At 58.8% G+C, this 18,555-nt stretch carries 18 protein-coding genes; 8 read left to right on the plus strand and 10 right to left on the minus strand.

Translation table 11 applies throughout. The features are described 5' to 3' along the window. Positions 1 to 38 precede the first annotated feature (38 nt). The 3 genes from smc to F4V60_RS07740 all read right to left on the minus strand — a co-directional run bounded on the left by smc (position 39) and on the right by F4V60_RS07740 (position 4,682). Positions 39 to 3,560, minus strand: coding sequence for a chromosome segregation protein SMC (gene smc, locus F4V60_RS07730; RefSeq protein WP_075730056.1), 3,522 nt, complete (start codon positions 3,558 to 3,560; stop codon positions 39 to 41). 58 nt (positions 3,561 to 3,618) lie between these two features. After that, positions 3,619 to 3,900: an acylphosphatase gene (locus tag F4V60_RS07735; protein ID WP_075730057.1), complete on the minus strand. Its 282-nt coding sequence runs from the start codon at positions 3,898 to 3,900 to the stop codon at positions 3,619 to 3,621. 140 nt (positions 3,901 to 4,040) lie between these two features. Continuing rightward, positions 4,041 to 4,682, minus strand: coding sequence for a hypothetical protein (locus F4V60_RS07740; protein WP_075730058.1), 642 nt, complete (start codon positions 4,680 to 4,682; stop codon positions 4,041 to 4,043). A gap of 239 nt (positions 4,683 to 4,921) precedes the next feature. Between F4V60_RS07740 and F4V60_RS07745 the strand changes: the two genes are divergently transcribed. The 4 genes from F4V60_RS07745 to F4V60_RS07760 all read left to right on the plus strand — a co-directional run bounded on the left by F4V60_RS07745 (position 4,922) and on the right by F4V60_RS07760 (position 7,379). Beyond that, on the plus strand, positions 4,922 to 5,401 hold the full coding sequence (locus F4V60_RS07745; RefSeq protein WP_075730059.1) for a hypothetical protein: 480 nt from the start codon (positions 4,922 to 4,924) through the stop codon (positions 5,399 to 5,401). A 42-nt stretch (positions 5,402 to 5,443) separates the two neighbouring features. Then, complete coding sequence (locus F4V60_RS07750) at positions 5,444 to 5,947, plus strand: DUF7738 domain-containing protein (RefSeq protein WP_075730060.1); 504 nt, start codon at positions 5,444 to 5,446, stop codon at positions 5,945 to 5,947. A 57-nt stretch (positions 5,948 to 6,004) separates the two neighbouring features. Then, positions 6,005 to 6,598 carry a DUF6892 domain-containing protein gene (locus tag F4V60_RS07755; RefSeq protein WP_141255899.1) on the plus strand — a complete coding sequence of 198 codons (594 nt, stop codon included), beginning with the start codon at positions 6,005 to 6,007 and terminating at the stop codon, positions 6,596 to 6,598. A 187-nt stretch (positions 6,599 to 6,785) separates the two neighbouring features. Next, positions 6,786 to 7,379: a GNAT family N-acetyltransferase gene (locus tag F4V60_RS07760; protein ID WP_075730062.1), complete on the plus strand. Its 594-nt coding sequence runs from the start codon at positions 6,786 to 6,788 to the stop codon at positions 7,377 to 7,379. 68 nt (positions 7,380 to 7,447) lie between these two features. On the opposite strand, the gene F4V60_RS07765 is transcribed toward F4V60_RS07760, so the two are convergent. From F4V60_RS07765 to F4V60_RS07780, 4 genes are read right to left on the minus strand one after another with little or no spacing between them, the layout of a single operon-like run. Continuing rightward, positions 7,448 to 7,933, minus strand: a complete 486-nt coding sequence (locus F4V60_RS07765) for a hypothetical protein (protein WP_075730063.1) — start codon at positions 7,931 to 7,933, stop codon at positions 7,448 to 7,450. Positions 7,934 to 7,944: 11 nt separating this feature from the next. Next, positions 7,945 to 8,793: a bifunctional DNA-formamidopyrimidine glycosylase/DNA-(apurinic or apyrimidinic site) lyase gene (gene mutM / locus F4V60_RS07770; protein ID WP_075730064.1), complete on the minus strand. Its 849-nt coding sequence runs from the start codon at positions 8,791 to 8,793 to the stop codon at positions 7,945 to 7,947. Between the two features lie 9 nt (positions 8,794 to 8,802). Beyond that, positions 8,803 to 9,573 carry a ribonuclease III gene (gene rnc, locus F4V60_RS07775; protein ID WP_075730065.1) on the minus strand — a complete coding sequence of 257 codons (771 nt, stop codon included), beginning with the start codon at positions 9,571 to 9,573 and terminating at the stop codon, positions 8,803 to 8,805. Then, entirely contained in the window at positions 9,570 to 10,127 is a 558-nt protein-coding gene (locus F4V60_RS07780) for a YceD family protein (RefSeq protein ID WP_075730066.1), read from the minus strand. The genes rnc and F4V60_RS07780 overlap by 4 nt, the downstream gene beginning before the upstream one ends. A gap of 186 nt (positions 10,128 to 10,313) precedes the next feature. Between F4V60_RS07780 and F4V60_RS07785 the strand changes: the two genes are divergently transcribed. After that, positions 10,314 to 10,877, plus strand: a complete 564-nt coding sequence (locus tag F4V60_RS07785) for a hypothetical protein (protein ID WP_075730067.1) — start codon at positions 10,314 to 10,316, stop codon at positions 10,875 to 10,877. A gap of 39 nt (positions 10,878 to 10,916) precedes the next feature. Here F4V60_RS07785 and F4V60_RS07790 read toward each other — a convergent pair whose 3' ends face one another. Together F4V60_RS07790 and gdhA are read right to left on the minus strand one after the other, a co-directional pair. After that, positions 10,917 to 11,618, minus strand: a complete 702-nt coding sequence (locus F4V60_RS07790) for a DivIVA domain-containing protein (protein ID WP_075730068.1) — start codon at positions 11,616 to 11,618, stop codon at positions 10,917 to 10,919. Positions 11,619 to 11,718: 100 nt separating this feature from the next. Further along, on the minus strand, positions 11,719 to 13,065 hold the full coding sequence (gene gdhA, locus F4V60_RS07795) for an NADP-specific glutamate dehydrogenase (protein WP_075730069.1): 1,347 nt from the start codon (positions 13,063 to 13,065) through the stop codon (positions 11,719 to 11,721). Between the two features lie 115 nt (positions 13,066 to 13,180). On the opposite strand from gdhA, the gene F4V60_RS07800 reads away from it, so the two are divergent. Beyond that, positions 13,181 to 14,290, plus strand: a complete 1,110-nt coding sequence (locus tag F4V60_RS07800; protein WP_075730070.1) for a glycerate kinase family protein — start codon at positions 13,181 to 13,183, stop codon at positions 14,288 to 14,290. Positions 14,291 to 14,357: 67 nt separating this feature from the next. Here F4V60_RS07800 and F4V60_RS07805 read toward each other — a convergent pair whose 3' ends face one another. Next, entirely contained in the window at positions 14,358 to 14,759 is a 402-nt protein-coding gene (locus F4V60_RS07805; protein WP_075730071.1) for a hypothetical protein, read from the minus strand. Positions 14,760 to 14,795: 36 nt separating this feature from the next. Here F4V60_RS07805 and F4V60_RS07810 point away from each other — a divergent pair, with 36 nt between their 5' ends. Further along, positions 14,796 to 15,998, plus strand: coding sequence for an amidohydrolase (locus F4V60_RS07810; RefSeq protein WP_075730072.1), 1,203 nt, complete (start codon positions 14,796 to 14,798; stop codon positions 15,996 to 15,998). A gap of 127 nt (positions 15,999 to 16,125) precedes the next feature. Then, positions 16,126 to 18,513 carry a glycogen/starch/alpha-glucan phosphorylase gene (locus F4V60_RS07815; RefSeq protein WP_075730073.1) on the plus strand — a complete coding sequence of 796 codons (2,388 nt, stop codon included), beginning with the start codon at positions 16,126 to 16,128 and terminating at the stop codon, positions 18,511 to 18,513. The last annotated feature ends 42 nt before the right edge of the window (positions 18,514 to 18,555 follow it).

Consider the following 18,555-nt stretch of genomic DNA (forward strand, 5'->3'; position numbering starts at 1 on the left):
TCTCCGGGGCTTCTCCCCACAATGGGACCAAGGTTGTCCTATTCACGCGGCAGCGATGGCGCATCCACTCCGAGGCGCGCGGCGTCGCTAGCAGCAGCCTCCGCACCAGGCGCCGTCCCCGCTGGATGCATGCGCTGGGAGAGCACACGCGTTATCCCGTCCCCACGCATGGTCACGCCGTAGAGAACATTAGCCACGTCCATCGTGGGTTTCTGGTGAGTGATAACAATGAGCTGCGAATCCTTACGCAACTCCTCAAAAAGCGCAATCAGCCGCCGTAGGTTCACGTCATCGAGCGCGGCTTCCACCTCATCCATGACGTAGAAGGGGCTAGGCCGGGCACGGAAGATGGCGACAAGCATGGCGAGCGCGGTCAATGACTTTTCTCCGCCAGAGAGCAAGGAAAGGCGCTTGACTTTCTTGCCCGGTGGGCGCGCCTCAACCTCGATGCCGGTTGTGAGGAGCGATTCCGGCTCCGTAAGGATAAGGCGCCCCTCCCCACCGGGAAACAGCGTGGCAAAGACCCTAGGAAACTCAGCTTCCACATCGCGCCAGGCATCACTAAAGAGGCGCAGGATGTGCTTGTCGACGTCCGCTATAACACCCGTGAGATCCTCACGGGCCTGGACCACGTCCGCCAGCTGCTGGGAGAGAAAAGAGTAGCGCTCTTCGAGAGCCTTGTACTCCTCGAGAGCCAGCGGGTTGACCTTGCCGAGCGAGTTGAGATCCTTCTCCGCCTGCTTCAGGCGGGAGTTTTCTGCTTGTCTGTCGAAGTCCTCATCCGGGGTGTAGTCCCGCAGCAGGTCAGGAATGGATACTCCCAGTTGCTCGACTATCTTTGACTCCGACTCCTGCAGGCGCACTTGAGCCTGGGAGCGGGCAATCTCACTGCTATGGGCAGTGTTTCTCAGCCGCTCCGCGTGCGCGCGCGTCGCTGATACCTCTTTCTTGACCTCTTGCAGCTGGGCGCCAAGAGCAGCACGCCGCGCCAGCAACTCTTCACGCTGGGCCGCGGCCTTGTCCAGGGCAAAATCGGTGCGCGCTGCAAGATCGCGTGCATGTGCACTGACAACCCTTGCCAGTTCAGCCTGCGCCTTGCGCCGCGCCATCGCCTGCTCGTGGCGTGCCTGCGCCTGCTTTTCGTGCTGAGCCTGGCGGCGCAGCGCATCACCCTTCCCACGCACCTGGGCTACTCGGTCCTGGGCGGAGCGGGCGGCCAACTGCGCTTCCATCTCCATCGCCTTCACCTGTTCTAGCGCACTAAAAGCCATGTCGCGAGTCTGCGCCGCAGGCTCTTCGGGCTCCGCGTTTGAGTCATCATCAGCGCGAGCAAGGCGATCCCGTGCTTGCTCAAGCTCGGCGTGTAGGCGGGCAATCTGCTCATCGAGCGTCTCGGCACGGGACAGTGCTTTTTCTTCTTCTGCCTTATTTGCCTCGTATTGCTTGCGCAGCCGCTGATGGTCACGCTCCCAGGTCTCTACCTGCGAGTCATGCTCGCGCAGGGCAGCGGTAGCGGCGGCAGCAGCCACCCGCGCTTCTTCCGCCGCGAGTTTAGCACCCTCAAGAGTTCCGGAGAGCTCCTCAAGCTCCCGCCCAGCCGTCGACAGCTCTGCGCTGGCCTTCTCTATGCGCGCGCTGACCTCGATGGTCGAGGCAGAGCCGGTGCCCACCTGCAGCCAGCCCTCCCCCATGAGGGTTCCGCGGGCGGTCACTGCCCGCAGCCGTGGGTCCGCCGCCACTAGTTGCCGCCCCGCTTCAATGTCGTTGACCAAGGCGACATCCGCTAGCAGGCGCGTGAGCGCCACCGCCACCTCGTCAGCCAGAGTGAGATGATCTAAGAGCCACGTGGCTCCTGCGGGAAGATCTGCTTCGACGCGCCATTGCGTTCCTGCAAGGCTCGAATCCACGTCAACAATCGCGGTGCGCGAAGATTCTTCCAGCTGCGCGATAATCTCGGGTCCAGCTTCTCCGACCAAGGCCTCTTTGAAAGGCCCCAGCGCTGCGGCAACAGCAGTCTCCAGCGAGGTCGAAACAAACCCCGCCACTGGGCGAAACTCCTCCCCCAGGTCCGCAGACTGCGGAATGGTCTGCTCCAAGGTCTCGATCCTCGAACGCAGAGCGTAGACAGCACCCTCGCGCTGCCTTTGCAGTTCCCGCAATTCCTCGAGACGTGCCTCCGCCGCTGCAGCTTCCTGTGTCCGGCGCGCCTTCTCTTCTTCCAAGGGGCTACGCTCAGCAACAAGGTTGCGTTGCGCTGCAGCCACTTCGGCGGCCTCCTGCTTCGCGGAGACTGTGCGCTGCTTAAAAGAATCCACGCTTTCATTCAGGCGCGAGCGTTCTTCCTCACGAGCATTGACTTGTTGGCTCAGGCTTTCCTCGGCGGCGATGAGCCGCACTACGCCTTCGCGGCGATCCGCTAGTGCCCGCAACTGCGCCAAGTGCTCTTTCTCTGCGGCCGCGAAGGCTTCCTTCTTTTCGGCGACTTCCTCGCGGATAGCCTCCAGCGTCTCTGCCGTTTCCTCTGCCCCAGCCAAAAGTTCTGCGAACTCCTCATCCGCCGCGGCCGCCCGCGCTTCTAGTTCGGCGGGGTCTTCACCCGCATAAGGCACCTGCGCTCCCGCGTTGCTTGCCCGTTCAGCAGCAATCCTTTGCGTCGCAGAAATGCGTTCCGACAAGGTTGAAAGATCAAACCACAGCTTCTGGGCAGCTTCCGTGCGTGGGGCAACCTCAGCTAGCTCCGCTTCGACCTCTGCCTGACGCTGGCTGTTTTCCTCTAGCTGCGCGGATAACTCTTCAACCTGCGCAGCAAGCATCTCTGCTTGCTGCTGGGAATCCTCAAACTTGGCTCGCAGTTCCACCACTTTCGCACCGGCGATACGCAGGCGCGCATCACGGAGATCCGCCTGCACGGTAGCAGCGCGTTTGGCCGCCTCAGCCTGCCGTGCCAAAGGCTTGAGTTGTTTTCCAAGCTCCTCAGTGAGGTCCTCGAGCCGGTCTAGGTTGGCCTGCATTCCAACGAGCTTGCGCTGCGCCTTCTCCTTGCGGCGGCGATGCTTGAGTATTCCGGCCGCCTCCTCAATATAGGAGCGGCGATCTTCGGGCCGGGACTCGAGAATCTCCGCCAGTTTTCCTTGGCCGACGATGATGTGCATCTCGCGCCCAATGCCGGAATCAGACAGTAGTTCCTGAATATCCATCAGGCGTGCCTTGGCACCATTGATCTCGTACTCGCTCGCGCCATCCCGGAACATGCGGCGGGTGACGGAGACTTCCGAGTAATCGATGCCAAGCGCCCCATCGGAGTTGTCTATGGTTAAAGAGACTTCCGCGCGGCCAAGAGCCTTGCGATCACCCGCGCCGGCGAAGATGACATCCTGCATCTTCCCTCCGCGCAGGGTCTTTGCGCTGCCTTCCCCCATGACCCACGCCAACGCATCGACGACGTTGGATTTTCCCGATCCGTTGGGGCCGACGACGGCGCAGATTCCGGGCTCGAATTTCAGGGTCGTCGCCGACGCAAAGGATTTGAAGCCCTTGAGCGTGAGCGATTTGAGGTGCATTCCCAGAATCTTAGCAAGTCACTGCGGCAGCGTTGACTCTCGACGCTCAAGTGCAGCACTAACGCTCAATGAAGCCTTGCTCGCCCTTAGGCGCAGACCATTGTTCGAAAACGCCGTCGACAAAGCCGGGGCGATTGGTACTTGATGGCTGCTCCCGCAGCAGTCCAAGCATAGCTTCGCAGTCGGTGCGTGGCCCCTCGCAGACCACTTGCACCCGACCATCATTCATGTTCGTTGCATGCCCGGAAAGCCCCAGCTCTAGAGCTCGTGAGCGGGTCCACCAACGAAAGCCCACACCTTGGACACTCCCGTGGACAAATGCCGTAAGACGCTCGGTCATCTACATCACTCCTTGTTGTGGACACTGTACCTTAGCCCAAAACCTGGCTTCGCTTCTTGGACACGCTTCCACCACGAGGAGCGGTCGTGCTCACCTAGGAGCATTACCTACTGTTGCTATTCTTCGGAGTTACCGCGGCGTTATTCCTCAGTAAAGTCGGCGAGAACACCGTCCTGCATGACTAAAGGACGGGGAGACAAAGGCATCCCATTGTTCTTCGGATCTGACAGGCCCGCCTCGTAGAAGGTCTCCGCAATCTGAATCATTCCGCCGACTGCAGCTGCGTCCTCGGAGCCACACACATGGAGGAGCGTACGCGTTCCCACAGCATAAACGGCCTCCCCGAGTAATGAAGACGTATCCAGCCACTCATCGGCGACCAGGATGAAGGACGCGCACAGATCTGGATTGTCAGGGTAGCTCACCCTGAAGCGGCCGTCGCCACCTTCAATGCGTAGGCCCTTCGCCGCCTCGCGCAGCTGCTCAAGGGCGGAGTGACGAACAGCTTCGAAGCTGAGCCCAGCCTGGTCAAGGTGGCGTTGTGAGAGATGCTCAAAATGGTCCCCACGGTCAATAGACCACATCTCTACCACACCGTTTGCCACCGGCTCAGCGATCGGAAGTTCATCTTCGCTGGCTCCTGCTTCCAGCACATCAGCAACCATCTGCTGATACTCTTCAGCCCGACGCAACAAAATGCTGGTGGGTGGAACTTCGGGCTCGACAGTCTTAGCTGGGAGCTCAGGCGCCTTCTTCCATGGCCTCAGATTAAAATATCCCATTACTTTTTAAACTCCTTCGGTCACTGTCATTCTGGCCGCCGTCTAAACTCTAAGTTTTTCTAATAATTCTTAAGCACTATAACGATTTATCGAATCGCCCAGCCCTGTTATAGCTGCCACCTTCACCACACTCAGAAAGCTTTAACACAGTTCAGAGCGGTGGAGTACGCTCCACATCAAGCAACCTACGCCCTCCCACCCTTTAAGGGAGGCCACAATCAAAGATTAAGGTTATTCTCATGTTTAAAGCCCTCAACCAAGGCGTCGACGAAGACGGCTTCGTTTGTGTCATAGCGAAGGATTTCTACTCTGGATTCGTGGCCGAGGACTGGACCCTAGACCAGCTGCTGGCTCACGTCGCCCAACAAGGCAACCTCGGGAGCATCTTCATTGCCTACCCCGGCCCCAACCACGCAGACGCCCCACTGCTTATCGATGTCCCTTCCACCCCCAGCCAGCCGTTCCGAGAAGCGCTTGGTGTGGTGAAGTGCGGACCCCTAGGACTCTGGTTAACGGATTACACTCAGCTGACCATGGCGGCACAATACAGCGATACCTCCGCGCTTTCCTCCTCCGCACTTCACCTCCCAGTTCCTGAGGGAACCTACCTGCTCACACTGACTCAACAAACAGCTGAGATAAGCGAGTTTCAACTGTCGTGGAAGCCAGCGCCGGCTGGGCATGCATCAGGCAACTCCAGCGTCGCTTGGTTCAGCTAAACAGACTGCTCAGGCTGGGTGAATCCGCTACACTGCACTGACATGTGGTCATTTTTCCATCGCCGCAACAAGGCTCAAGCGCCTCAAGAAGATCCGCGGGATTCCAGCGAGCACAAGACTGCTGCCTGCCACGATTACAGCCCACTTCACCTTGATATTAGAGCCACGGGCATCTGCATCAATGACAAGCCGCTAAAGACCCTCAATGTATCTTCACTCGCCGAGATTTTCAGCCCGGCACGATTAGTGTCCTCGACTGGAGCTTCGGGAGATTTCGAGCGCAAGGGCTATGAATCGCTGGCAATGTGGGATGAGGTGGGCATCTTCGCCTTCACCGTGGATGGCGAAGACACTACAGAACTCGGTGTTCGCCTTGCAGAGGATCCAGTAGGTGAAGCAGCCATGTACTTTGATTTTGCCAGCAAGCGGCCTTCCCAGCTCTTTCCTGGCTCCCTCACCGTCGAAGGTCGCTCACCGCAGTCTTCCATTCCACAGGCGGACTTGCGCACAGCATATATTTCCCTGGATACGCATGCTGGAGAGTAGACAGCGACGTTCTTCCTGAATGCAACGGAATGTGGCGATCTCCGCACACTCAATCTCGTGCAAAGAAAAGCCAAAGCTGCGACTGACGAGCTGACGGATTATGTCCGCGCCGCAGCGCATCGCTTTGCGTGGGTGAGCATCACCTACAATGCGCCGCCCAGTGACAACCGGCCTTCCCTCGAGAGAGCGCCAACAGGCAGATGGAAACACCCCGTTAGTGATGAACCTCTACTCGAGTTCCTATCGCTGCCCTTCCGCCTCGCGGTGATCCAAGAGTTGATGTATGAACAAGATCTTCTCAAGCCCCGTTTTGACGTCTACGACTTCGCCGCAGATCAAGGCGATCAATCCTTTAACCCTGAAGACACCGGGCTCGAATGCATTCCCTCAGTGCTCGAGTGGTTCCGGACTCTTCCGATTCCAGCGCGACTTGCTGAAAGAGTGGAGGAGATTGTTTTCGATGGAGGTAATGAAATCTATCTTCAACTCATCCCCCAGTGGGACGGTGAAGCCGGTGCCTTCCATATGGAAAGTCTCAGTGAAAGCGATATCGTTGCGCTCCCCCAGCTCAAGAAGGTGCAGGATCTTAGCGGCTTCCTCGGCCTGCAAGCACGCACAGCACTCATTCGTTGCGGAGTCGAGGTCATCTGATAGTAAGCAGGTGCGCTAGACAGCAAAGCCAATTCTTTGCTGCGTGAGCTGGAGAGCCCAACAAGCATATAGTGAGCAGTTGAGGCGCTTGTATCTCCACTGCCTCGCAGCCTTCACCTCACCTTAGACGTCCTCCCCCCACACGCATTCTTCTTTCAAAATCGGCACATACTTAGGAGTATTGACCATGCCTTTTGCAGACACTCCAATTCTTGACAACCATTTTGTTCGTCTGGAGCCCCTGAGCTTGTCCCATGAGCAAGACCTCATCGCGGCGGTAAAAGTCGATGACCTGTGGAAGGTCTGGTACACCCATATACCTTCGCCAGAAACCATGTCGAAGGTCATTTCGGAGCGGCTGGATTTGCAAGCCAAAGGAACGATGGCGCCTTGGGCAATCATTGATCAGATTTCGGGAAAGGCAGTCGGAATGACAACCTTCATGAATCTCGATCCTGCGAATAGACGTGTGGAAATCGGTTCCACCTGGCTTGGGAACGCCTCTCAAGGAACGCTGATCAACCCTGCAGCGAAGCTCCTACTGCTCTCCAGAGCTTTTGAAGAACTAGATTGCCTCGCAGTGGAGTTCCGTACTCATTGGCACAACCGCCAATCTCGCGCGGCCATTGAAAAACTCGGAGCGAAACAAGACGGTGTCCTAAGAAATCACATTCTGCTCGAGAACGGCACGGTTAGAGATACTGTCGTTTTCTCGATTATAGAATCCGAGTGGAATACCGTGAGATTCGCTTTGCAGGAACGCCTCAAGGATGGGCTCTAAACCAGCGGACCAGCTGGGAACGCTCAGTTCCGGGTGGACTGCGGGGGATGCGCGTCGAGGTAGTCCAGCTAGGGGCTCATGTCATAAAGCTGCAGGCTCAGACCGAGTTTGGTGCCATGTGAGTCCCGCACTTGGATAAACGGCTGCCCCTGCGCGCTGTACTCGCGCACACGGACAATATCTTGATACTCGATGTGCTTCTCGCGACCGAATACGGTGCGAAAATCCACCCGATCGGCCCCTGGCTCGACGAACCAATTGTGCTGGATTACAACGAACACCAAACTAGCGAGGATCATGAGCGCCGACGCAACCAGCATTCCCTTCAAATTATTTGCGCGCGCTGGATCAGTGGGAAGGCCGATAGCCGCCTGCACTGCACCAACGACGAAAAGAACCCAGCCGAAAATCGCAATGAACTTCGGCATACGTTGACGATTCGGCCGCGTCTTTACCGTGTTCGGGTACTTCCGCGCCCACCAACCGAGCCCGAGAACCAAGACTTGAACCAAGGCACGAAGAATCCGCCTGAGAAGCACCGCATCAATCCCCATGAGGCGTGATACTACTCCCGCACCCGTGACCTCGCTGAGGTTCTGCGCTGACAGCGGGGGCAAAAGTGCGAAGAACGGCCGCCGACAACGATGCGGCGAATTGGGCTGCCGCAGCGATCACAGGACTTCCCCGTGCGGCCATAGGCATGCAGCGAGCGGGAAAAGTACCCCGACTCGCCGTTGACATTGACATAAAGCGCATCGAAGCTGGTGCCGCCGACGGCGAGGGCCCCGCGCATGACGGTGGTGGCGGCATCGACAAGCGCTAGGGCGTTGGCCTGCGAGAGATCACAGGCCTTGGTTTGGGGGTGAATCTTTGCGCGCCATAATGCCTCATCGGCATAGATGTTGCCGATGCCAGAGACCACCGTCTGGTCCAACAGCGCCGTCTTAATCACTGTGCGTTTGGCACGGATCTTGCGCGCGGCGGCCGCAGCATCAAAGTCTGCCTCCAGAGGATCTGGGGCGATGTGTGCAATCTTCAGCCAGGGCGCGAAAAGCCAGTAGCCAAAGGTGCGTTGATCGATAAAGCTCAGCTCGGTGCCGTCGCTCAAGCGCGTACGGATGCGCACGTGTTTGGAATCGCTAGGGCCGATGCGCAGCTGCCCCGACATGCCCAGATGAATGAACATGACATCACGCGAAGGGTCCTTAAGGTTCTCGTCCGCAAACTCAAGCCACAGGAATTTTCCTCGCCGCGCCACGCCACGGATTGTTCTTCGCTCAAGGAGCTGCTTGAGCGGTGCCTCCTGCCCGCGGTTCGCACGCGGATGCAGTACCTCCATCTGCGCGAAGCTACGCCCCTTCAAGTAAGGCTCGAGCCCGCGGCGAACGGTCTCGACCTCCGGTAATTCGGGCATTGGCTCTCTTTATCGCTCTTTGTCGGCCGTGCCTTGCACCAACAAGGGCGTCTCGCGGAGGGTATGAAATGCCTGTTGGGCAGCTTCCTGCTCGGCAAGCTTCTTGTTGTGGCCCACTCCCTGACCCACCGACACGCCCGCCACTGTGGCGACGGCGCTGAAGGTCTGATCGTGTTCGGGACCAGTGGAGGTGGCGGTATAGACCGGCATGGAGGCATGCAGATCAGCGCAGAGCTCCTGCAGAGTGGTCTTCCAATCCAGGTGGCGCCCGGAAATGGAAGCATTCTCAATCTTCTTGGCAAAGAGGCGCAAGATGACTTCACGCGCGGTTTCGAAACCGAACTGAAGGTAGATGGCGCCGAAGATCGCCTCGGTGGTATCCGCCAGGATCGAGTCCTTATCGCGCCCACCAGTGGACTGCTCCCCCTTGCCGAGGAGGATGTGCTTGCCCAGCTCAATTTCCCGCGCGATATCGGAGAGGCCATAGCGCGAGACTATGGAGGCCCGCATCTTGGAAATATCGGACTCCGGGCGCGAGGGATAGACCGTATAAAGCTTGGAAGCCACGGAAAGGCCCAGCACCGCATCGCCCAAGAACTCGAGGCGCTCGTTATTGGGCAGGTGACCATTCTCGTTGGCAAAGGAGCGGTGCGTCAGAGCATGGCGCAAGTACTCCTCCGACATCTCGACGCCCAACTGCGCGAGCAATGGCGCGTGATCGACGGCAGCGAAGGCCGCGAAAAGCGCCTCCTCACCGGTTAGTTTCTTCTTCTTGCTCACAGGAACTTCTCCAAACCCGACCACCGTGGGTCGACCTTTTCTTCCTCTTCTTCAGCGTCATCCCCGTCATCCAAGACGCCGGTTTCCACGCCCTCTGGCGTATCGATTTCGCAGCCTTCCTCACATACCGGGGCGAAAGGAAGGTTGAGCCCTGCCTCGTCGATCACGGTCTGCAGGAGATCGAGATCATCGGCCACAATGGCGGGAATCTCATCGCCTGAACCAAGATCCTCGGGGGCGGCATCGCCCGTGACGAAGGAATCATCGGCAGAAAACACCTGGGAGACATGGAGATCGAGGTGCGGATGCAGCTCGCGTAGGCACCGCGCGCACTGAGCTGTGAGTGTTCCAGTTACATCGGCATCGACCAATACGCCGGATCCCAGCGGAGTCAAGGTGGCATCGACGGTGATGTCATCGCCCTTCTCGACGGCGATCATGGAAAGGCCGATTCTTTCTGGGGCGGGACCGGTCTGGCTCCGCTGCTCAGGCATGGCTTCTGCACCCTGGCTGCGGAGAAGATCAGCAACATTGAATTTAAGCGGTGATGTCATAACGCTATACACACTACCCTGTAGAACCGGCTTCAAGCATTCTTGAAAGACTACTCCGGCAGGCCCCTTCCTCAACTTTCAAGCTGGCAAGGGGCTGGAAGCTGCGTCATAAGCCCCTATGTGCTGCGCCAAGGGCCTTTAACGAGCGCTCAACTGTGCTTTAGGCTATGGATCATGGAACCAAGCATGACCACCGTAGCGGGACAAGTTTTCACAGAGCTCGTCCTCGTCGGCCTGGCTCCGGCCCTGGGGATTTTCGCCTTCGGATGTATATGCCACCGGCTCCTGCCACCCAAGCTAGCCCTGTTAAAGCTGAGGGCCCGCGGTACCGGAAGGTTCGGAGCAAGGAGAATTGCCTTCTTAGCCGTGCTGGCCGGCAGTATCGTCGGCGCCAGAACGCTAAGCCCTTTGCCTTTCGAGCTCGCCGTGATGGTTGGCGCCCTGTGCTTCTGCGTCTTCGTGGCCGTGCTGCAATGGCTCACCGGTGATGTCATCTCCGGTGTATTCATCAGCGTCCCCGCGATGCTCGCTGGGGCAGCTGCTTTCGAGTCGCTGTTGTTTTTCAGCCGCTATGGAGTGCACGGAGCAGACTATCTCGACGTCCTGCGCGGAGAAATCGCCACCATGTGGACGGTCTATGCTTTCCCCGGTTTTGTCGCGGCCATCATCACTGCTTTCGTCATCCTCAGTTCGCTCAAGGCTGAACACGAATACGACCAGCGCGTGACGCGCGGCCGCATCATTGGCTAGCGGCAATAGGGTCTCTATCCGAGAACTATTGCTGCCTCCCTAGCGCTCCCGTTCGGTGCGCGGCGCGCGCTCCCCCGCTCCGCGGGAACGAACTCCTGCTCCGCGACGCAGTGCCGCGCGATCCGAGTTAACGGTCCGCAGTAGGCCGCCGAGGGAGGCTTCAAACTCACCGAGCTTGCTATCGACAAAGTCATCGCACTCGCTACGCAGCCGGTTCGACTCGGTGTGTGCAGCCTCGACGATGCGGTGCGCCTCCTCGCTGGCGCGACGAACTACCTCAGCCTGGGAAACTAGGCGCTCTTGCTCCGCGCGCGCATCCGCCACGGTGCGATCATATTCGCTATTGGCTTGGGCGACAGTGCGCTCGGCTTCATCGTGTGCCTTGTCCATGAGGGTGCGCGCGTCCTCCTCTGCCCGCGAGAGCGTGGAATCCGCGTGCTGCTGCGCGTCATGGACCATGGCTTCAGAGTCCGTCTGGGCGCGGCTCAGGACATCATCGGCCTCAGCATTAGCATCAGCAATGGTTTGGGCGGCGCGATCCTCCGCGCCGTGAATGATCTCATCCTGTTTATCCAGCACGTCCTGCGCATCATCGAGTTCTACCGGCAACGCATTACGAAGATCATCGAGCAGTGCCAGCATCTCGTGGCGCGGCACTAAGCAGTTCGATGTCATGGGCACGCTGTGGGCCTGTTCCAGATTACGAACAAGTTCATCGAGGGACTCAAATACGCGGTACATGCGCCATAGCGTACCTAAATACCTCTCGCAGCCGCCTTATCCCACGCGGTGCGGGGACAAAGAAACTGCGCGAAGGTTTATATAAGCAGTGCTGGCAGTGCTAGATGACGCCCTGCGCCAGCATCGCGTCAGCGACCTTTTTGAAGCCAGCGATATTGGCGCCCGCCACATAGTCACCTTCGCAGCCATAGTCACGGGCGGTACGCTCGACGTTCTTAAAGATGTTGGACATGATCTGGTGCAGGCGGCCATCGGTGTACTCGAATGACCAGGAATCGCGGGTAGCGTTCTGCTGCATTTCCAAGGCGGACGTTGCCACGCCGCCGGCGTTAGCGGCCTTGCCTGGCGCAAAGGCGGTTCCATTGGCCTGGAAGTAGTGAACAGCCTCCGGCGTACAGGGCATGTTGGCGCCCTCTGCCACGTAGCGAATGCCGTTGGCTACGAGCAGCTTGGCGGACTCACCATCGAGCTCGTTTTGGGTGGCACAAGGCAGTGCTACGTCCGCCTCTACCTCCCAGATATTGCCTCCGGCGTGGTACTGCGCACCATTGCCTACCTCTTCGACGTAAGCGGAGATCCGCTCACGACGCACCTCCTTGATGTCCTTGAGTGCGTCCACGTCCACGCCGTTGGGAGTGGTGATGTAACCGGAGGAATCCGACATAGCAACGACGGTCGCGCCGAGCTGCTGAGCCTTTTCTGCTGCGTAGAGCGCGACATTACCCGAGCCGGAAACAATGACCTTGGCGCCACCGAAGGATTCCTTGTGGGTGCGCATCATCTCCGCAGTGAGGTAAACCAGGCCGTAGCCGGTTGCCTCGGTGCGCACGAGGGAGCCGCCCCAGGTCAGGCCCTTGCCAGTAAGGACGCCGGATTCATGCTGGTTGGACAGACGGCGGTACTGCCCGAAGAGGTAACCAATCTCACGACCGCCGACGCCGATGTCACCTGCGGGAACGTCGCGGTACTCACCAATGTGGCGCTGCAGCTCAGTCATGAAGGACTGGCAAAAACGCATAATCTCACGGTCGGAGCGACCCTTGGGGTCGAAGTCAGAACCGCCTTTGCCTCCGCCGATGGGCAGGCCAGTGAGCGAGTTCTTGAAGATCTGCTCGAAGCCCAAGAACTTGATGATGCCGAGGTTGACCGAGGGGTGGAAGCGCAGACCACCCTTGTAGGGGCCCAGCGCAGAGTTGAACTGCACACGGAAGCCGCGGTTAACCTGGATGTCACCCTTGTCATCGATCCACGGGACGCGGAAGATCAACTGGCGTTCCGGCTCACACAGGCGCTCCACCAGGCCGTCGTCAGCGTAGTGCGGGTCCTTGCCCAAAACCACTTTGAGGGAGTCGAGCACCTCGGACACTGCCTGGTGAAACTCCGGTTCACCGGCATTGCGCTTGAGGAGCTTGTCGTAGTACTCGGAAATCTGCTGATCGATAGACACGGATGGTCCCCTTTGGAGAGTTAAGTATTGGTCAAATGACCAATAGTTTCCCCGCATACATCAAAAAACGCAAATGGAATGTAGCTAGCGCGAGTGGCTCTCTATAATCACGGGCATGCTCATCATCGTCGCCCCCGACTCTTTCAAAGGAACTGCCACCGCCGTCGAGGCGGCTGAAGGAATTGCCTCCGGCATCAGGTCTGTACTCCCCGAGGCCACAGTTGTTAGCCTCCCCATGGCCGATGGCGGTGAAGGCACTGCCGCTGCCCTAGCCAACGCTGCAGCTCTCGACGGAGCTCTAGTCCACACCATCACGCTGCCAACTACCGACGCCGTGGGGCGTCTCATCGAGGCCAGCTACTATCTCGCGGGCACCACCGCTTTTATCGACGTCGCCGCTGCCACCGGCCTGCCCGCCGTGGCGGACAGTCTCAACCCAACCCAAGCCGACTCCTATGGCACAGGCGTCCTCATCGCCGACGCACAGTCGCGCGGCGCGCAGCACATCGTCCTCGGCTTAGGAGGCAGCGCCAGCGTCGACGGAGGCATGGGCATCCTTTCCGCACTCGGCGCCTATGGCCACGACTTACGAGGTTATGCCTTACCCAAAGGCGGAGCCGCGAACGTGCGCTTGGCCACTATCGATACAGCGCAGCTCAACATCAAGGCCGGCGCTCTTGATTACACCCTCTTAGCCGATACGCGCGCTATTCCGCTCGAGGCCGCCACGATGTACGCACCCCAGAAAGGCGCGGACCGACAGGAAGTCGCACTTCTGGCCGGCGCACTTTTGCACTTGTGCGAAGTCACGGGAGTGGATAAGAACAGTGAGTTCTACGGGGCCGCCGGTGGAACCCCCATCGCCCTATCGTGGCTTTCTGCAACCCTCTGGGGCAACGGCGGGCATTTTTCCGTCTCCTCCGGTGGCACGTATGTGGCCGAGGCCTTAGGCCTGCCCGAGAGAATTTCCGGCGCGGATCTCGTTGTCACCGGTGAGGGGCGCTTCGACGAGCAATCCACAACCGGAAAGGTTGTCGGCACCATCGCCCAGCTGTGCGCTACCAGCACTCCCCCCACCCCCCTGGGTATCGTTGCCGGTGACATCGCCGCCGATGTACCCCCCGAGACTTTCGGCGTCGAGCTAGAAGGCTCTGGCTCGATGCCGGATCGCCTCTTTAATGCTGGCCAAGAAGTTGCTCGCGCCTACCAGGCCCGCTCCCTATAGTTTTCACTGTAGGTTTCCCCGTAGGTTTTAGGCCTTTAAGCGCTGCGAGCGCCTGCGTTTTTGGTGTCTACTCTGGTTTGATGTTGATGGACCAGGGGAAGATCGCCGGCCGTTCGTGAGCAACCTCGTCCTCCAATAGAACGTGGTCCTTGGGCAGTACAGCGTGCGGGGTCAGCAGCCTGGAGAGCACCATGGCCAGCTGATTGACCGAGCCCGTTACGCCGTCGACGGCGATGTCATAGCGATAGACATGTGCGCCGTCGAGGTCACGCTCTTCGTGTTCGTCACGGTAAGTCTGGCGCAGTTGCTCTTCGAGCCCCGTTGGAAACGCGTCCACATTAACGCGGGTAACGTCAGCGCTGTGGAGCGATCCCTTGCTCACCAGTTCACTTGTTGCGGCACTGAAGATTTCTGAGACCCGATCCGCCTGCGCATCGGGGACCAATACATCAAATTGAATAGTCGGCATGTAGGCAACCCTACCCAAATGAAAAGGATTAAGGCTATGTCACTTTCCCCACATCTCTCCGCAGTCTTCGGGCCCGGCGCGCCCGACCTGTCTTGGCAAGAAGATTTCTACCAAGACCTGCATATGCACCCGGAGCTCTCCCACACCGAGGAACGCACCGCGGCCAAGATTCTTGAGCGGCTTTCCCTCATGGACGCTGAGATCGTGGACGGCATCGGCGGCTTCGGCATAGTCGCTATCTTCCGCAATGGGCCGGGACCCACGGTCCTTTTCCGCGCCGACTTCGACGGCCTCCCCGTGGCCGAGGAGACCCACGTTTCCTATGCCGCGACCGACGGGAATATGCACGCCTGTGGCCACGATATGCACACCACCGCGTTGCTGGGGGCGTGCGCGCTTCTCGACGAAGGGCGCGAGCACTGGACCGGAACCTTCCTGGCGCTTTTCCAGCCGGCGGAGGAATCATCAATGGGCGCCAAGTTTATGCTTGCCGACGAACTGACTGCTCTGGTTCCTGCCCCCGACCTATGTCTGGGCCAACACATTATGCCCGGCCCAGCCGGCCAAGTGTGCAGCAAGCCGGGACCCATCATGGCCGGCTGCGACTCCCTGCGCATCCGAATTTTCGGTAAGTCCGCTCACGCATCAATGCCGCATAACTCCATCGATCCCACTTATATCGCTGCGATGATTGTCATTCGCTTGCAGGCAATCGTCGGCCGCGAGGTCGCGCCGCAAGAGTTCTTCGTCATCTCCGTAGGCGAGATCCACTCCGGCGACAAGAACAACATCATCCCCGAAACCGCTGAACTCGTGCTCAACACGCGTTTCTACGACCCAGCCCTGGCAGAACGAGTCTATGCCTCCCTAGAGCGAATGGTGAAAGCGGAATGCGCGGCTTCGGGAAGCCCGGCAGAACCCACCTTTGAGTACTTCGCCCACGGCGAAGTCACCGATAACGACCCAGCGGCCGATGTCGCCATTCGCGAGGTCTTCGACGCCACCTTTGGCGCAGAATCGGTCGATGCCGAACCCTCCACCGCCTCGGAGGACTTCTGCTACCTGCCACAGGCATGGAACGTGCCCTATTACTTCTGGTTCATCGGCTCCACTCCCGCTGAGCAACTCGATGACCCTCCGGTCAACCACCAGCCGACTTTCCTGCCTGACTACAAGCCAACCGTTGCGGCGTCTACGAAGGCAGCTGCTGCCGCGGTGCTAACTTATCTGTCCCGCTAGGACGCAGGCGCGAGCTTGGTAGGGCTCGTGCGGGCCTGCGGGGACTGGCCAATGCGGATAAACTGGCGGAGTCTCGCAAAGCACATCTCTCGCTACTCGCCCCCCCTGCCAGACAGAAGGTACATCGATGAGTAAACCACAGCATTCCGCATTCGAATCCGCAGTTCCCGCACACGTGCGCGCAGCGGCCGGAGTCAGTCCGCAGCGCGCCACTGACCTGAAGTTTTGGTCCGGTATTTCCGCGGGAGTCATCGACCATATTGCAGATAACTGGGAAGCCACGCGCGCTACCTACGCCGCCACGCGCCAGCAGCACTATTTTTCCGCCGAGTTTCTCCAAGGCCGCGCCCTACTCAACAACTTAACCAACTTGGACCTCGTGGAAGATGCCAAAGTTGCCGCCGCCGCGGCCGGGCACGAGCTGAGTGATGTCCTCGATGCCGAGCATGACGCAGCGCTGGGAAATGGCGGCCTCGGGCGCCTTGCCGCCTGCTTCCTTGACTCCGCCGTGACCCAAGATTTTCCTGTTACCGGCTATGGTCTGCTTTATCGCTACGGACTCTTCCGCCAAACATTTGAGAACGGCTTCCAAAAGGAAGAGCCGGATTCTTGGATGGAAAATGGCTATTCCTTCGTCATCCGCAGAGCCTCCGAGCAACGCCGCGTCCACTTCGATGACATAGATGTCCGCGCCATCCCCTATGACATGCCTATCACCGGCTATGGCACCGACAACGTAGGCACACTGCGGCTGTGGAAGTCCGAGCCCATCAACGAATTCGACTACGACGCCTTCAATTCCCAGCGCTTTACTGATGCCATTGTCGAACGCGAGCGCGTTATGGACATCTGCCGCGTCCTCTACCCCAATGACACGACCTACGAGGGAAAAGTCCTGCGAGTACGCCAACAGTACTTCTTCGTCTCGGCTTCCCTACAAGCCATGGTGGACAACTACATCGCCCAACACGGCGGAGACTTGAGCGGCTTTGCCCGTTATAACAGCATTCAGCTCAATGACACGCACCCCGTGCTCGCCATTCCAGAGTTGATGCGCATCCTGCTCGACCACCACGCCATGAGCTGGGATGACGCCTGGAAAGTCGTCACCGAAACCTTTGCATATACCAACCACACGGTCTTGGCCGAGGCGCTGGAGTCTTGGGAGATCTCCATTTTCCAGAAACTGTTCTGGCGCATCTGGGAACTCATTGAGGAAATTGATCGCCGCTTCCGTATCGACATGGCAGAACGCGGCCTCGACCAAGCTCGGATCGACTACATGGCGCCTGTCTCCGGTGGCCAGGTGCACATGGCCTGGATCGCCTGTTATGCCGCCTTTTCCATCAACGGTGTCGCCGCCATCCACACTGAGATCATCAAGGCTGAGACGCTGAAGGACTGGTACCAGCTGTGGCCGGAGAAGTTCAATAATAAGACCAATGGCGTCACTCCACGCCGCTGGTTGAGGATGTGCAACCCGCGTCTTTCCGCACTACTCACCAAGCTGAGCGGATCGAATGACTGGGTTACTCACCTTTCACAGCTCAAGGAGCTGCGTCACTTCGGTGAGGATTCTGCGGTGCTCACAGAGCTCATGGATATCAAGGCCGCAAACAAGCGTGACTTTGCGCAATGGATTAAGCAGCACCAGGGCGCTGAGGTCGATCCAGATTCAATCTTCGACGTCCAGATCAAGCGCCTGCACGAATACAAGCGCCAGCTCATGAACGCGCTCTACATCCTGGACCTCTACTTCCGCATCAAGGAAGACGGCGAGGACGTACCCAAGCGCACCTTCATCTTTGGCGCAAAGGCCGCACCCGGATACGTTCGTGCTAAGGAGATCATCAAGTTTATCAACTCGGTGGCAGACCTGGTCAACAATGATCCTGATACCAACGGCATCATCCGCGTCATCTTTGTTGAGAACTACAACGTTTCCCCCGCGGAGCACATCATTCCCGCCGCCGACGTCTCCGAGCAGATTTCGTTGGCAGGCAAAGAAGCCTCGGGAACCTCCAACATGAAGTTCATGATGAACGGTGCTCTCACGCTAGGTACGCTCGACGGCGCCAACATTGAGATTGTGGAGGCCGCAGGAGAAGAAAACGCCTATATCTTTGGCGCGAGGAATGAGGAGATCCCCACCCTGCGCGAGACATACGATCCAGGCAAGCTCGTGGCAGAGGTGCCTGGGCTCTCTCGCGTCCTAGATGCTTTGACCGATGGGACGCTCGGGGATGAAACCCGCGGGCTCTTCGGTGACCTCCGCTCCTCCTTGGTCGATGGCTATGGTGTTTACGCCCAGGACACCTGGTACGTCCTCGGCGATTTTGCCTCCTACCGCCAAACGCGTGACCAGATGGCACGGGACTACGTTGACCGCCCTGAGCACTGGGCCAAGATGTGCTGGGCCAATATCTGCGAATCGGGCCGCTTCTCGGCAGACCGAACCATCGCCGACTATGCCAACGAAGTCTGGAAGATTAAGCCAACTCGCCTCCAGCGTTAAATAAAAAGAAAGAGCCGCGGCAGTGCCGTGGCTCTTTTTAGA

It is taken from the genome of Corynebacterium flavescens, from assembly GCF_008693105.1.
Classification (GTDB): Bacteria; Actinomycetota; Actinomycetes; order Mycobacteriales; family Mycobacteriaceae; genus Corynebacterium; species Corynebacterium flavescens.